The following is a 13,340-nucleotide window of genomic DNA, read 5'->3' on the forward strand; positions in this document are numbered from 1 at the left end:
TATTTTAAGGCATCATAGCCAAGTGGTAAGGCCGAGGTCTGCAAAACCTCTATCCCCGGTTCAAATCCGGGTGGTGCCTCCAATTCATTTCGATATGCGGGTGTAGTTTAGTGGTAAAACCTCAGCCTTCCAAGCTGATGATGAGGGTTCGATTCCCTTCACCCGCTCCAAAAAACTTATGGGCCTATAGCTCAGCTGGTTAGAGCGCACGCCTGATAAGCGTGAGGTCGATGGTTCGAGTCCATTTAGGCCCACTTTATATCATACATTTTGTTCCGCAGTAGCTCAGTGGTAGAGCAATCGGCTGTTAACCGATCGGTCGTAGGTTCGAGTCCTACCTGCGGAGCCATTTTTGTCTTTAGATAATGCGCCTTTAGCTCAGCAGGATAGAGCAACGGCCTTCTAAGCCGTCGGTCAGAGGTTCGAATCCTCTAAGGCGCGTCAAAAAAGAGACCAGTGGTTTTCACCTGGTCTCTTTTTCTTTCTTTATTTAGTTCCTAGAGATATATTCTTCACATCATTATCTTCTTTCCAACTATAAGGTTTTACCTGTTGATCATTTAATTTTTTTAGAAGTAGCATACATAAATTTGTTTGATCCACTTTTCCACCAACTGAATTGAACTTTCCTACATCTGCTCGTAAGCCAATAGAAAACAATGTAACTGGGCTTTTAAGAAGTGGATTCCACACTTTCAATAATCCTATTGTGTAAGACTCATCATTTGTATTTTTATATTCATTAAGAAAAAGAATAGCACCACAACGTTTTATTAGTTTTTCTTCAGTATTGGTTACTGCTGTGTTCGCGATTGCGCTTTCAAGTTCTACTTTAGACAATTTTTGGAAACCTTTTGGTAAAACAGGTTGAAAGGTAGGATGAAATTGTTTCATATGCTCCTCTGTTTTCTTAATCGAACTATAAATATTGTTAGCTTCTGTTATCAAATAATCTATATTTTTATGTTTTTCTAAGATGATTTTCTCCCATTCCCATTCTTCAGTAAAGAATGGATCATATTGTTCAATAGGAATGTTTATTTTAATTGATCTTAGGTTTGTATATAATCCTTCACCCTGTGTAAATCCGTATTTAAAAAGGGTTGTTCTTTTCCAATCTGTGAAAGAATGTAAATCTTTTTTACCTTTATGTACCTGTATAGGTGAAGAAACCTTTAATAAATTTAAAGCTTCTGAAAAATTGTATTCGAAAAAGGTTTTCAACTCGTTCATGGCAATTTCTGTATGCATGAAATTTAAGTTCGCATTATACCTATTTTGAATTTTTTTATTCATTGAAGTCACCCTCCAGGAAAATATTCAATCATCAATTTTTGGGCATTTGACCCAATTATCTTATGTGAGTCTTGCTTGAATTGTGACAAAAAGACAATAGATAAATTATCTTTCAGCAGGAAACTCACAAAATGTTGCCTCCAGCAGAAGAACAGTTTGCATCAATGGAGGAAATCACTACATCGGCATGATGAATGCATACAAATAAGAGGATAAAAAATCTCATTTAGCTCATACTAGCCACGATTAAAATCTATTGAGAGGTTGTGTTGTGGATTTGGGTGCAGTAGAGAGAAGTGGATACCGGTTTGAACCTGAGTTTAGTGTAATCAATCAGAATGGGGCTATACATGTTTATCATCAAGGTGAGTTTGTTGAAGAGATTAAGTTCTCTTTTTCAGGGGACTTTCCAGTACATGATAATATAGAAAAGCTAATTGACCAGTATTGTGAGCAACATAGAATATAAAGACTCTTTCATAGAAAGAGATTAAAAAAAGATTGAATGGACCACTATACGTCTCTTCAATCTTTCTTTCTAATTTAAGATGTAATTCTCCAATTCATTTCATTGGATGTTTTTAACCATTCTGGTATAGGAAATCTCTTTTCTATCGCCTCAGTCATTTCTTCTGCCATCTTTAAAACAAGAGAGAGTTCAGTGTATTGAAGCACTTGTTGTGATAAAAATCCTCCAACATTGACCACACCTGTAATGCTATAATCGCCAACAGCATCTAACTCTTTCCCAACCCCTGCACCAGGTTTTAATCCTCCATCAAATACATAAAACTTGCCGATTGAGTCCACTTTCCCTAACATTGAATCGATTACAATTACTTTCTTATTTAAAGGAACTTCTCTTAGCTTCTCATTTAAATTTTTAGCGTGTACAAGGTTGTTAATTGTACCAATTACATTTCTGTAACCCTTCTTTTTTAGGAAGGAACCTACTAATGGACCTAATGAATCACCTGTTGAACGATCAGTCCCTATGCAAACAAATACAACTTTACTGCTGCTTATATTAGTGGGGATCACATCTAGTAATGTTTCAGATAAATGAAAGCAAGTTACTGGTGAAATCATAGGCACAGCCCCCTGAAAAATAATAGTAGTTGAAAAAATTTACATAAATTTAATATTTTATTTACAATTTTATCATATAAATCTATATTTTATCTCATGAAATATAGAATTTTCAGAATATATTTCAACATATTTCGCGGGGGGGGAGTTGGCTTTTAGGTGATATTGTTGCAATTTGTCGTAAAGATATAAATTTAATAAGGATTATTTTGTTGAGATTGGTAGCGGCATTGGGCGGGATTCGATTTCATTCAGTAATAAATGAATAAATTCATCGGATGCTTTTAATTTGATTGCATCTTTATATGCCCTATAAAGTGTTATATTTGAGATGAGTTGTAGGGTTGTCTTTTTTTGCATGATTTGAAACTCCTTGAAATAGTTATAAATTCAAAATTTATTGTAGCCAATTTTGAAAAAAATGATAAGGGTTTCGACGATCATTCTTATAATTTGACAAAAGTATATTTGTTTCAGAGAGTATCGTTACTTAAAACCTATTAATTATTTTCGTAAGGGACAAGATCATCAATTTCATTCAATTCAAGACTACACACAGATTTTGTATCAACATTGTAAAATAAAAGTTGAGTCCTATCTGGGGATAAATGGATAACTCGACCTGAAAATGAAGTTCTCCCTAGTCTCGTTTTCGTATATGCTACTCGAAGAAGGGTATGCTTATCTTGCCAATGTTCGACTTTTGAAAAGAATTTTTCCATAGTAAACACTCCTTTCTAAGGAAGTTGGAGGTTAATAAAAGTATTATACAAGCTACACTCTTATAGGTGATATATAAAATATTTCCAAAATAACTGAGAAATATAAAGGATAAAATAAATAAAAATGAAGATAAGGTGGTGTAGAGATGAAAATTGAAGGTACAATTATTTCTGGAGAATTTGATTTTGCTATGAATGAGTTTTCCATACATACAGTAAAGCATTTTTATACAGAATCAACATTAAAAGAGAAGCAGTTATTGCTACTTTATGAATATTTAACAAAGCATAAAGATGAGGATGGCGGGCAATTTGTCACTTTATACGATCAATTACCTGTACATTTAACTAGAAGGGAATTGAATGATTTAATAGGAGATCTACAAAAGGTTAAATCATTATACCAATAAATTATATCAGAAAATAATTGTTTAGACTAGTAACTATAAGAGGTTAGATTAAAAACCACAAATTTTTTGTTTGTGGTTTTTTGTTATGCTTTGTAAAATACATTAGTATACTTTTACACACTTAGTGAAAGCAAAGTATGTACTTGTAAAAAATTGTTTGTTATCTAATAATGTGGATAGTAGCATCCATGAGTGTGTTTTATGATTTCATAGATTGATTGAAAGAGGGTTTAAAAATGAACTTAAGAGTATCTGCGGTACAATATCACCTTCACACGATTCGTTCGTTTGAGGAGTTTGAAAGTCAAGTCAAACATTATGTTAAAACAGCTGAAGAATTTGGTTCAGATTTTATTTTGTTTCCTGAGTTTTTTACAACACAATTATTATCAATTGGGGATGAAAAGGGTCATGCATTACCTATTTATCGATTACCCGATTTTACTGAAAAATATAGATCTTTATTTATTGAACTTGCCATCAATACGGGAATGCATATTATTGGAGGAACACATGTCATTGAAAAAGAAGGTAAGTTATATAATGTGGCCCACCTTTTTTATCCAGATGGTCGAGTAGCTGAACAAGCAAAGCTTCATATTACACCTACCGAAGTAGAAGAGTGGAATATGAGTGCAGGTGATAGTCTGCAAGTATTTGTAACAGATAAAGGGACAATAGCTATGCTTACATGCTATGATATTGAATTTCCTGAAATTGTTCGAATGGCAAAGGCAAAGGGAGCGGATGTGATTTTTTGTCCGTCTTGTACAGATGATCGTCATGGTTTTCATCGCGTTCGCTACACCAGCCATGCCAGAGCTATTGAAAACCAAGTGTACGTTGTAACAACTGGTACAGTTGGTTCTCTTCAAACTGTTGATTTTATGAGAGGAAACTTTGGGCAAGCAGCTGTTATTACACCAAATGATGTGCCTTTCCCACCAAAAGGAATTATGGTTGAAGGTGAAATAAATCAAGATATGATTGTAACAGCAGACTTGAATCTAGAACTTTTGTATAAAGTACGCCTCTCAGGATCTGTTACTACATGGAGAGACCGTCGTACGGATCTATATCCTGATTGGGAACCAGAAAAAGTAACATATTAAACAGGAGGTTTCTATGTATCGAAAAGAATTTTATGTTTTCGACCAAGATAAACCAACTAAAGCTATCATTCGTAACTATGAAGAAAAGGACTTTAAAGATTTAATCCTGATTCAACAAGAAAGTTTTCCTCCTCCTTTTCCATCAGAGCTTTGGTGGAATGAAGAACAATTGGAAAATCACATTGGGTTATTTCAACAAGGTGCTTTATGTATTGAGGTTGATGGGGAAATGGCTGGGTCAATGACTGCATTAATTGTAAACTTTGATCCGGATCATCCTAACCATACATGGGAAGAAATAACAGACAACGGCTATATCCGTAATCATAACCCAGAAGGCAACACTTTATATGTTGTCGATATAGGTGTAAGGCCTAAATTTAGAAAATTAGGTCTAGGAAAATGGCTGATGCTTTCCATGTATGAAGTTGTTATTCAGTTAGGGTTAGAACGATTGCTTGGTGGTGGACGAATGCCAGGTTATTATAAAAAGTCTGACAATATGTCACCTGAGCAATATGTAGAAGCTGTTGTAAAAGGAACAGTTAAAGATCCTGTATTAACATTCTTATTACGGTGCAGCCGAACACCAATTGGAGTTATGTCAAACTATTTAGAAGATGAAGAATCCTGCAATTATGGCACTCTTATGGAATGGAAAAATCCTTTCATTTAAAATAAAAACACAAAGGAGAAAGTTCAATGGAATATATCCGTATATCAAATATTGAAGACCCACTTTTTGCACAAATGCATCAACTTATGAAGGAAATTTTCCCGCCTGAAGAAGTATTGGAATTTAACTTGTGGAAAGAACCTTTAGAAGATCCAGGTATTCGTGTATTTGTTGCTGTTTCCGAAGGCAAAGTTGTAGGAGCAACAGAGTATCGTTATTATGAAGACTTTAATGTTGCAATGACTGATTTTACGATTATTGGTCAGGCTGGCCTTGGTATTGGTCCTTTCTTAGCAAACAAACGATCACAGGACCTGGAGCAGCTAGCTAATGAAAGTGGACAGAAGCTATCTGGTATGTTCGCGGAAATTTATGATCCATATCGTGTTGAAGGTTATGAGTTTGGCGGTGTAAAACCAATGGATCCATATGTACGTCGAGAAGTGTTAGCTCACCTTGGTTATAAACGAATTGACTTTCCATATGTTCATCCTTCTTGGAATAATGATGGTGAGGCTGTAACAGGTCTTGATCTTTGCTTTTTACCAATGGGAGAAAATCACTCAACTATTCATTCAGATGTAGTTGTGAAATTTTTGAAGAGGTATTATACTGTATTACCTAATAAGCCTGAGGCTTGGCTTAAAATGATTGAAGACCTTGAGTCTAAGGAGCAAATAGCTTTAAAAAATATCTAATATTTCTTGAAGAAGCCCACTTTTATAGTGGGCTTCTTCTATTACAAATATGATAGTTCTCTATGAAAATAGGTTGTATATTAATCATGTCTCTGCCAAAACTAATTATTAAAAGAAGTTTTATTCATATAGCATTTAAATGAAATTTTTAAAAAAGGAGGAGAAACTATAATTGCTTAAATATTCAAGGCTTCTATTGTTCTTAATGATGATCCTTCCTTGGTTTTCTCTGCCAGTTATCGATAAAAAATCATTTAAACGGTTTTATCCTGCAAGTTTATTTATTTCAATTATTGTATGGCTCGAAAGCTTTATTGCAAAAAAAAGAAGATGGTGGTGGTTTTATGAAAGGATCCATCCTAAAATACGAGGGGAAACACCACTCATTTGGGGTCCTTTTTTTATAGGCTCTCTATGGATTATGAAGTTCACTTATGGAAAATTTTATTTATATCTATTGATTAATCTGCTTGTTGATTCATTCTTTTCTTTCCGACTAGTAAACTGGTTTCAGAAATTAGGAATTAGTTCGTTGGTTCGTATGAATAGATTACAATTGCTCTTCGTTTTTCAATTTAAAGCACTTTTGCTATATGGCTTTCAATTTATAAAAGAAAAAGGAAATAGAGTGAAATTTGATAAATCAACAAGTTGAAGAATTACTTAATTATATAAGATTAAAAAAGGAGAGAAATGTGATTGAAAGAGGAAAATGTGATCGATACTTTAAATGAATTTTTAAAAGGACAATATATGGGGATTCGTTCTTATGAACATTTTATTGAAAAGCTTGATGATGGATTAATAAAAAAACAATTTCAAACAATGCAACAGGAGCATAAACAGCATGCTTTACAAGTAGCGGAGAGAATCCAAAATCTTGGTGGTACACCTGTTAGTAGTGAAGGATTAGTTGGTTCCATTCAAGGGTACCTTAGCCAGTTTCGAATCCCAGACACAACAGAGGGCATTATTGAGAGTGCCAAGAAAGGTGAAAGCTTTTACGGAATTGGCATGTCAGAGGAAATTGTAAGAGGAGATTTAGACGATGATAGCAGACAACTTATTGAAAGGATATTGGATAAAGATCGACAACATGTCCAGATTTTAAATGAAATGCTCCACTAAATTGAGCTGCCTTCAGCTCTTTTTTTATTTCTATTTTTCAGTGAAAAGTTTCTCCTATATCATTCCCTTCGCTTTTTATCGTACATTATACTACCACTTCTTCATATTTTTCATCTACAATGAAAAGAACAATGACAAATTAGCCAATACATACATGAATTGATTATTAAATATAGAAACTAGAGATAACCTACATGGTGAAGGAGTTTTATCATGAATGACATATTAGCAAGTTATTATACAATGGCAGTTGAACGTACTAAAACTAAGGTTTTAGAGGATATAGATAAGTATTTAGAAACGAAAGAAACATTACCTTCATACGAACAATATGTAAGAGAACGTGGAGAGTATATCGATCAAATTTGGTTAAATTCATGGTTAAATACAACAGCGAGTCATGCAGCGAGCTATGAGAAAAAGGAATTTTTAATAGAAAGAGGATTTGACTTAGAAGGAGTAACTAAAAAGCTAATAAATCAAATGTTTCGAAGTGAAATAAGAGATGTAGAGGCTTTTCAAGTTCTAAACTGGTTAGATGACATGTTCTTGAATCATAGTGATCATTGGAACGAAAGATATGAGAAAGCAAAAGAATTGTATGAAGATCGCCGAAAAATGCAGGAACACCGTGAACTTACCAAAAAGTTAATTTTAAAATTTGAATTTTATATAGAGGAGCTACTTAACGATAACTATGAAGAATTATATCTATATGTTCGTTATTTAATTGGTTCACATCTTGCCATTGAAATTGAGCAAAAGGGTGTTGTTATTGCTTCAGAAGGCTTAACATTCTCAACTTATTTATATGATGAAGCACATCTAGCTTATAACAGACATCAATATGAAGAAGACATGACAGAAATGTATGAACGGTTAATATCTGGTTATTTGTTTGATTTTGGGCCAAATTGGATTAAAGAACGTTTATCCTCAAACCTTTTTGATGAATATAAGCATGTTTTTCATGAACCTGTGCCAGATACATTAATTAAGGAAATAGCCTTTGATTTATTTATGGAGCTTGCAGAAGAATTTTTCGCTGACTTACTAGAAGAGTATGTAACAGATTTAACAAAGCTTATCGATACTCCTTTCGATCTTCAAGCACATCAGAAAATTTTTGAGCATGACCTTTCGGAGCGGGAACGTAAGGTTGTTGAAGAATTAGAAGAGATTAAACGAAGCAAAGAAGAAGAAGCCAGAATGGTTGAAGATATTTTTGGAAGAGAATATAATCCACCAGCTGGCCGAAATATCCAATATATTCTTCATGTTGGAGAAACAAATACAGGGAAAACCTTTCAGGCGATTCAACGTATGAAGGACGCAAGTAGTGGGATTTATTTGGCTCCCCTTCGATTACTGGCTCTTGAGATCTACGAAAAGTTAAATGCAGAGGGTATTCCATGTTCTTTGAAAACTGGTGAAGAAGAAAAAACAATTGAAGGTGCTGCTCATATAGCATGTACTGTTGAAATGTTTTATGAAAAGGATTTTTATGATGTGGTAGTGATTGATGAATCACAGATGATTGCTGATAAAGATCGTGGGTTTTCTTGGTATAAAGCCATCACAAAAGCAAATGCAAAAGAAGTTCATATTATTTGCAGCTTTAATGCAAAACCAATGATTTTGCAGCTTCTCGGTGACTCTGATATTGAAATCCATGAATATATTAGAGATATCCCTCTAGAAGTTGAACCACAGCTATTTCGCCTGAATCAAACGAGAAGGGGGGATGCTCTAGTTTGCTTTTCGAGGAAAAGAGTGCTTGAGACAGCTTCTGAGCTGCAAAGAACAGGTCGTCAAGTTAGTATGATATATGGAAGCATGCCTCCAGAAACAAGAAAAAAACAAATGCAGAGATTTATTAACGGTGAGACGACCGTTATCGTAGCGACAGATGCAATTGGCATGGGACTAAATTTACCTATACGTCGAATTGTCTTTTTAGAAAATGATAAGTTTGACGGTACAAGAAGAAGGTGGCTCACCTCACAAGAAGTAAAACAGATTGCTGGCCGTGCCGGCAGAAGAGGAATTTATAATATTGGGAAGGTAGCATTTGTACACAACCCAAAAGCAATGGCACGCCTGCTAGACCAAGAGGATCAACCACTTCAAGGATTCGCGATTGCTCCGACAACAGGTGTACTTGAACGGTTCCAAAAATATTCGAGAAAGCTTGGTTTGTTTTTTTATCTATGGGATCAATTTAAAAGTCCAAAGGGAACAAAAAAAGCTTCTCTTGCAGAAGAAAAGCTATTGTACGAAATGATTGAAGACACAATCATCGAAGCAAAACTATCCATGGCAGATCTATATGGTTTTTTACATTTGCCGTTCTCAACGAATGAACCAACCCTTAGAGCTCAATGGAAACAAAAGCTAGAAGCGATTGTTGATGGAGAGGACCTACCAGATCCTTTAATTAAAGATTCAGGTTTAGAAGAACTTGAACTCTCTTATAAATCAATTGGCCTCCATTTATTATTTTTATATAAATTAGGCCGGAACACTGAAGCACATTACTGGGAAAGACTGCGTGAAGAAATTAGTGACAAAATTCATGAGCAGCTAAAGTCGGGTGTCCAAATAACAAAGAAAGTATGTAAAGTGTGCGGTAAAAATTTGTCCTATAAATTTAAGTTTCAAATATGTAATGAATGCCATTTTGAACGACAAGAAAGGAAAGAAAAAAAGAAATCTCGTTAATGAGAAGAGGATAACAAACAGGACTTACTCCTTATAGTTATCCTCTATTTATATTTAGTTTATTTCTACTTTTCCGCTGGAAACATCAATGTTGACCTGGTGTTTACCAGAGCCGTACACACCAAACATTCCTTCAGAATTTTTTTGTAATTCTTTTAAATCAAAATCAGTAGAAATATGACCACTGCCAATACTCCCATTAAGGGTAAAGTCAGCATTTGATGGAAGATTGATCGTTGCTAAACCAGAGTTGATTTCAACATCAATTGAATCAATCAATTTGTTCATTTCTAAGTTTATTTTCCCGGAGGAAAGATCAGCCTCAACTTTCCCAGTATGTTCTTTAATCGTCAGATTTCCAGAGCTCATATCAAAAATTCCAGATTTAGTTGAGATAGATGAAAGGTTAACATTTCCTGATGATCCGTCAAGCTCTAGTTCATGTGCTGTTAACTTACTTATTTGGACATTTCCTGAGCTCATGTCGATCATTAAAGAATCCAATTTCATCTTTGAGTGACCGTTGAAAGAAACATTGCCTGAGCCACTATCAATGATAAGTTCCTTTTCATAATCCTCCGGAATATATATAGTTATTTCAGTCTTATTAAACATAGAAAATAGGTGAAACCATTTTTGAGATTTTGACTCAACATTTATTGTATCTCCATTTTCTGTTACCACTACTTTCCCTTTTCCTTTTAATTCAGCTCTTACTTGATCCGTTTTTTCAGGAATTATTTTCGTACTTGCTCCGGAAATATCTAATTCAATTTTATCCACTTTATTTGAAACCTCCGCTGAAGAGCCATTTCCTCCAAAAACAAACCATGTTGTATTTGAATGAATAATGAGGAACAAACCTCCAATAAAAAATAAAAGCAAAAATAATTTTTTCATATAATCTTTCCCTTCGGTACAATTTGTAGTTACTTATATCTTAAGGAAAAGGAAGGAACACAACAATGAACCCTAGCTTTATTTTGACTAGGGCTAGAGGCGTAGTATGTTTATTTGTCATTGTCATGAATGGATGTGAGAAACTGGTAGTAAAAAGAATCATTTGGAATGAGATTAACAAGTGATGCTTGAATTTTTGTGATGTGTGCTAAAGCTCTTGTTCCTAACCAGCTAGTTGGTAAAAATTCAGGAGGGAGCATGGGGTCCTCTTCAAGAAGCACATCGAGAACTTCTTGGATTTCTAAATAGAAAATAAATAGTTTTAAAGGATCTTGCAGGTTTCCTTTTAAATAAGGATGAAGCTTTGGTTCATATTCATTTTTAATCCAATCAAGTTTTTCTATATAGATGTTATGAATCCTTTCGAGATCCCATATTCTTGCTGCTTCATTAGGTCCTTTTGCACCTTGATTATGAACCTTATTTAAAAGAAATTCATCACTAACAAGAATGGTTACGTATTCTTCGATCTCTAATGTATCGATCATATTTAGTACTTTGTTTGTTAGATTCCAAGGATAAATATAAACACTATTATATAATTGACCGAAGCCAAGTTGAATGAGCTGTCTTCGAAAGGCGTCTCTTTTTTTTCGTTCTGTTTCAGGGATCTCAGTTAAAATCATGTACCATTTGTTATTCCAACGATGCTGATAAAAATTTTCTGTTCGTTCAATCGTGGTGATAAAATCCCGTCCATATGTAGTTATTGCATAAACTGAACGCTGAGGTGATGTAATAAATTTTTCTTTTTTTAACTTCGATAACATATTCCGAATCGATTGAGAAGTATAGTTTCTTTCCTCATAAATACTGATTATTTTTTTTCCTTCTAACTGTTCTACCTTAGATAGCAAATATAATATTTGTTTTTCTACCGTCACTTTAAACCTCCTACATATAACTATGAAAAGTACGAGTGTATGTTTATTTTATCATGATAGGTTGAAAAAATGGTATTCAATATAACTGAGTTTGAATAAAAAATGGTTGATGTTTCCAATAGTGTTATTTATAATACATATTATAACGTACGTTAATTAATTTGTTATAAAATGGAGGCCGAAAAGATGATAATGACAGAAGAAAAACAATATCATGAGTCTTACGATAAAAGTCTAGAGCTATGGCCGGTTGAGTATTCCACTTATTATGTGAACACCGTTCAAGGAAAAACACATATTATTGAAAGTGGTAATAAGACTGCTCCATCTTTAATTTTGTTGCATGGAGGCAGCATGAGCTCAACGATGTGGTACCCAAATGTAGTGGAATGGAGTAAATATTACAGAGTAATATGTGTTGATATATTAGGAGATAAAAATAAAAGTATATCCCAAACAGATTTTATAGATCGCCCAAGTTATGCGCTTTGGCTTAAAGATGTTTTGGATGCATTGCAGATTAAAAAGACAGATATCGTTGGGTTATCTTATGGAGCGTTAAATATAGTTAACTTTCTATTGTTTTATCCAGAAAAAGTGAACCGGGTTGTGTTAATGAGTCCGGCTGCAACATATGTGCCGTTTGACGCTAAGTTTTATACACATGCATTTGGTATGGTGAAAAATCCAAGTGGTGTACAATCGTTTTTAAACTGGATTTTTGATGATCGATATAAGCCACATTCTTTTGTAGCTGAACAATTAGTGGCAGCTATGAATTGGATAGAACCATCTAAAAGTACAACACCTAAAGAAAATGGTTTTCCTTATGTGTTTATGGATGAGGAATTAGCTTCAATTAGGAACTCAATTTTATTAATGCTTGGTGAAAATGAAGTAATGTATAACGTTGATGAGGCTTACAAGCGTGCTGTGAACTCATCTCCTTGTATGACAGTAGAGTTGGTAAAAGAGGTAGGTCACCTTATGTCTATGGAAAACCCAAGTTACATTAATAAGCGAGTGCTAGAATTTTTATCTGAGTAAAGAAGTAACTTTTGAAGAAAAGAATCTGTTTAACATGTACAATCTGTCATCATCATTTAGCTGATGACAGATTGTTATGTAAGAGCTCTAACCACTATTTCTTGTTTTCTTCATTTTTTTTAAAAGTATTAGAAAGATCTTTTAGATTTTCTTCTTCTGCCATTTCAGTACCAAAAGCTAATCTTGAATTCAAAACAGGACCTCTCCTTCTAGAAGGAGATGGAGTATGTTGACGTTCTGCAACAAAAAGATGAACAAAAACTTCTGCACCTGTAATGATAACAGCAGAAATGATACTTCCCCATGCTACTTGTAGATAGCTTTCAAACAGAAAGCTTCCAAAAATCCAAACGCTAAGGTATGTGAGTAAAAAGTCAGCAACTGCAGCAGCTCTTTTACCTAACTGAGGTAATATCACTAATTCACCAACGGCGTATGAAACAATTGTGACAAATAAACTGAATGAAACAATATCCACGATTGTTGCATCAAAAAACAAATCTAGACCAATTCCAAAGGCAATAAGACATGTCACAAATTTAATTAATAGGATTGTTGCATGATTCATGTAAAAAACCTCCTCGTTTGTTATTTTGG

General features: G+C 34.1%; 16 protein-coding genes and 5 tRNA genes. 14 read left to right on the forward strand and 7 right to left on the reverse strand.

The genetic code is table 11. The features are described 5' to 3' along the window. The first annotated feature begins 8 nt into the window (after positions 1-8). The 5 genes from D9842_RS01745 to D9842_RS01765 all read left to right on the forward strand — a co-directional run bounded on the left by D9842_RS01745 (position 9) and on the right by D9842_RS01765 (position 441). Positions 9-82 (forward strand) — tRNA-Cys (locus D9842_RS01745). A gap of 14 nt (positions 83-96) precedes the next feature. Further along, positions 97-170, forward strand: a tRNA-Gly gene (locus tag D9842_RS01750). Positions 171-180: 10 nt separating this feature from the next. After that, a tRNA-Ile gene (locus D9842_RS01755) sits at positions 181-254 on the forward strand. A 20-nt stretch (positions 255-274) separates the two neighbouring features. Continuing rightward, a tRNA-Asn gene (locus tag D9842_RS01760) sits at positions 275-349 on the forward strand. Positions 350-367: 18 nt separating this feature from the next. After that, positions 368-441: transfer RNA gene (locus tag D9842_RS01765), tRNA-Arg, on the forward strand. A 45-nt stretch (positions 442-486) separates the two neighbouring features. Here the strand turns inward: D9842_RS01765 and D9842_RS01770 are convergent. Next, the gene (locus D9842_RS01770; RefSeq protein ID WP_121660996.1) at positions 487-1,296 is read right to left on the reverse strand and encodes a class-II aminoacyl-tRNA synthetase family protein; all 810 of its coding nucleotides are present in this window, start codon (positions 1,294-1,296) and stop codon (positions 487-489) included. Positions 1,297-1,573: 277 nt separating this feature from the next. Here D9842_RS01770 and D9842_RS01775 point away from each other — a divergent pair, with 277 nt between their 5' ends. Then, positions 1,574-1,765, forward strand: a complete 192-nt coding sequence (locus tag D9842_RS01775; RefSeq protein ID WP_121664909.1) for a YbxH family protein — start codon at positions 1,574-1,576, stop codon at positions 1,763-1,765. A 74-nt stretch (positions 1,766-1,839) separates the two neighbouring features. Here D9842_RS01775 and yyaC read toward each other — a convergent pair whose 3' ends face one another. From yyaC to D9842_RS01790, 3 genes are all read right to left on the reverse strand, one after another. Then, positions 1,840-2,385: a spore protease YyaC gene (gene yyaC, locus D9842_RS01780; protein WP_121660997.1), complete on the reverse strand. Its 546-nt coding sequence runs from the start codon at positions 2,383-2,385 to the stop codon at positions 1,840-1,842. Positions 2,386-2,589: 204 nt separating this feature from the next. After that, positions 2,590-2,745 (reverse strand): sporulation histidine kinase inhibitor Sda, encoded by a 156-nt coding sequence (gene sda / locus D9842_RS01785; RefSeq protein ID WP_121660998.1) that lies wholly within the window; start codon positions 2,743-2,745, stop codon positions 2,590-2,592. 140 nt (positions 2,746-2,885) lie between these two features. Further along, positions 2,886-3,107: a hypothetical protein gene (locus D9842_RS01790; RefSeq protein ID WP_121660999.1), complete on the reverse strand. Its 222-nt coding sequence runs from the start codon at positions 3,105-3,107 to the stop codon at positions 2,886-2,888. Positions 3,108-3,253: 146 nt separating this feature from the next. Here D9842_RS01790 and D9842_RS01795 point away from each other — a divergent pair, with 146 nt between their 5' ends. The 7 genes from D9842_RS01795 to D9842_RS01825 all read left to right on the forward strand — a co-directional run bounded on the left by D9842_RS01795 (position 3,254) and on the right by D9842_RS01825 (position 9,852). Further along, entirely contained in the window at positions 3,254-3,517 is a 264-nt protein-coding gene (locus D9842_RS01795; RefSeq protein WP_121661000.1) for a hypothetical protein, read from the forward strand. Positions 3,518-3,753: 236 nt separating this feature from the next. Further along, complete coding sequence (locus D9842_RS01800; protein ID WP_121661001.1) at positions 3,754-4,629, forward strand: carbon-nitrogen hydrolase family protein; 876 nt, start codon at positions 3,754-3,756, stop codon at positions 4,627-4,629. A gap of 13 nt (positions 4,630-4,642) precedes the next feature. Continuing rightward, entirely contained in the window at positions 4,643-5,305 is a 663-nt protein-coding gene (locus D9842_RS01805) for a GNAT family N-acetyltransferase (RefSeq protein WP_121661002.1), read from the forward strand. A 26-nt stretch (positions 5,306-5,331) separates the two neighbouring features. Further along, positions 5,332-6,003, forward strand: a complete 672-nt coding sequence (locus tag D9842_RS01810; protein WP_121661003.1) for a GNAT family N-acetyltransferase — start codon at positions 5,332-5,334, stop codon at positions 6,001-6,003. Positions 6,004-6,175: 172 nt separating this feature from the next. Further along, the gene (locus D9842_RS01815; RefSeq protein WP_121661004.1) at positions 6,176-6,658 is read left to right on the forward strand and encodes a hypothetical protein; all 483 of its coding nucleotides are present in this window, start codon (positions 6,176-6,178) and stop codon (positions 6,656-6,658) included. 44 nt (positions 6,659-6,702) lie between these two features. Next, a complete protein-coding gene (locus D9842_RS01820) occupies positions 6,703-7,131 on the forward strand; it encodes a ferritin-like domain-containing protein (RefSeq protein ID WP_121661005.1) in 429 nt (142 codons plus the stop codon). 213 nt (positions 7,132-7,344) lie between these two features. Continuing rightward, on the forward strand, positions 7,345-9,852 hold the full coding sequence (locus D9842_RS01825; RefSeq protein ID WP_121661006.1) for a DEAD/DEAH box helicase: 2,508 nt from the start codon (positions 7,345-7,347) through the stop codon (positions 9,850-9,852). A 54-nt stretch (positions 9,853-9,906) separates the two neighbouring features. Here D9842_RS01825 and liaG read toward each other — a convergent pair whose 3' ends face one another. Continuing rightward, the gene (liaG, locus tag D9842_RS01830) at positions 9,907-10,752 is read right to left on the reverse strand and encodes a LiaG family protein (RefSeq protein WP_121661007.1); all 846 of its coding nucleotides are present in this window, start codon (positions 10,750-10,752) and stop codon (positions 9,907-9,909) included. A 110-nt stretch (positions 10,753-10,862) separates the two neighbouring features. Further along, positions 10,863-11,696, reverse strand: a complete 834-nt coding sequence (locus D9842_RS01835; RefSeq protein WP_121661008.1) for a PaaX family transcriptional regulator C-terminal domain-containing protein — start codon at positions 11,694-11,696, stop codon at positions 10,863-10,865. 186 nt (positions 11,697-11,882) lie between these two features. Here D9842_RS01835 and D9842_RS01840 point away from each other — a divergent pair, with 186 nt between their 5' ends. After that, positions 11,883-12,743 (forward strand): alpha/beta fold hydrolase, encoded by an 861-nt coding sequence (locus D9842_RS01840; RefSeq protein ID WP_121661009.1) that lies wholly within the window; start codon positions 11,883-11,885, stop codon positions 12,741-12,743. A gap of 94 nt (positions 12,744-12,837) precedes the next feature. Here D9842_RS01840 and D9842_RS01845 read toward each other — a convergent pair whose 3' ends face one another. Further along, the gene (locus D9842_RS01845) at positions 12,838-13,311 is read right to left on the reverse strand and encodes a YndM family protein (protein ID WP_121661010.1); all 474 of its coding nucleotides are present in this window, start codon (positions 13,309-13,311) and stop codon (positions 12,838-12,840) included. Positions 13,312-13,340 lie beyond the last annotated feature (29 nt).

The organism is Metabacillus litoralis (assembly GCF_003667825.1).
Classification (GTDB): Bacteria; Bacillota; Bacilli; order Bacillales; family Bacillaceae; genus Metabacillus; species Metabacillus litoralis_B.

Coding starts and splice junctions, on each gene's coding strand:
- D9842_RS01770 (WP_121660996.1), bottom strand. CDS start 1,296: ATGAATAAAAAAATTCAAAATAGGTATAATGCGAACTTAAATTTCATG.
- D9842_RS01795 (WP_121661000.1), top strand. CDS start 3,254: ATGAAAATTGAAGGTACAATTATTTCTGGAGAATTTGATTTTGCTATG.
- D9842_RS01810 (WP_121661003.1), top strand. CDS start 5,332: ATGGAATATATCCGTATATCAAATATTGAAGACCCACTTTTTGCACAA.
- yyaC (WP_121660997.1), bottom strand. CDS start 2,385: ATGATTTCACCAGTAACTTGCTTTCATTTATCTGAAACATTACTAGAT.
- D9842_RS01825 (WP_121661006.1), top strand. CDS start 7,345: ATGAATGACATATTAGCAAGTTATTATACAATGGCAGTTGAACGTACT.
- liaG (WP_121661007.1), bottom strand. CDS start 10,752: ATGAAAAAATTATTTTTGCTTTTATTTTTTATTGGAGGTTTGTTCCTC.
- D9842_RS01800 (WP_121661001.1), top strand. CDS start 3,754: ATGAACTTAAGAGTATCTGCGGTACAATATCACCTTCACACGATTCGT.
- D9842_RS01790 (WP_121660999.1), bottom strand. CDS start 3,107: ATGGAAAAATTCTTTTCAAAAGTCGAACATTGGCAAGATAAGCATACC.
- D9842_RS01840 (WP_121661009.1), top strand. CDS start 11,883: ATGATAATGACAGAAGAAAAACAATATCATGAGTCTTACGATAAAAGT.
- sda (WP_121660998.1), bottom strand. CDS start 2,745: ATGCAAAAAAAGACAACCCTACAACTCATCTCAAATATAACACTTTAT.
- D9842_RS01805 (WP_121661002.1), top strand. CDS start 4,643: ATGTATCGAAAAGAATTTTATGTTTTCGACCAAGATAAACCAACTAAA.
- D9842_RS01845 (WP_121661010.1), bottom strand. CDS start 13,311: ATGAATCATGCAACAATCCTATTAATTAAATTTGTGACATGTCTTATT.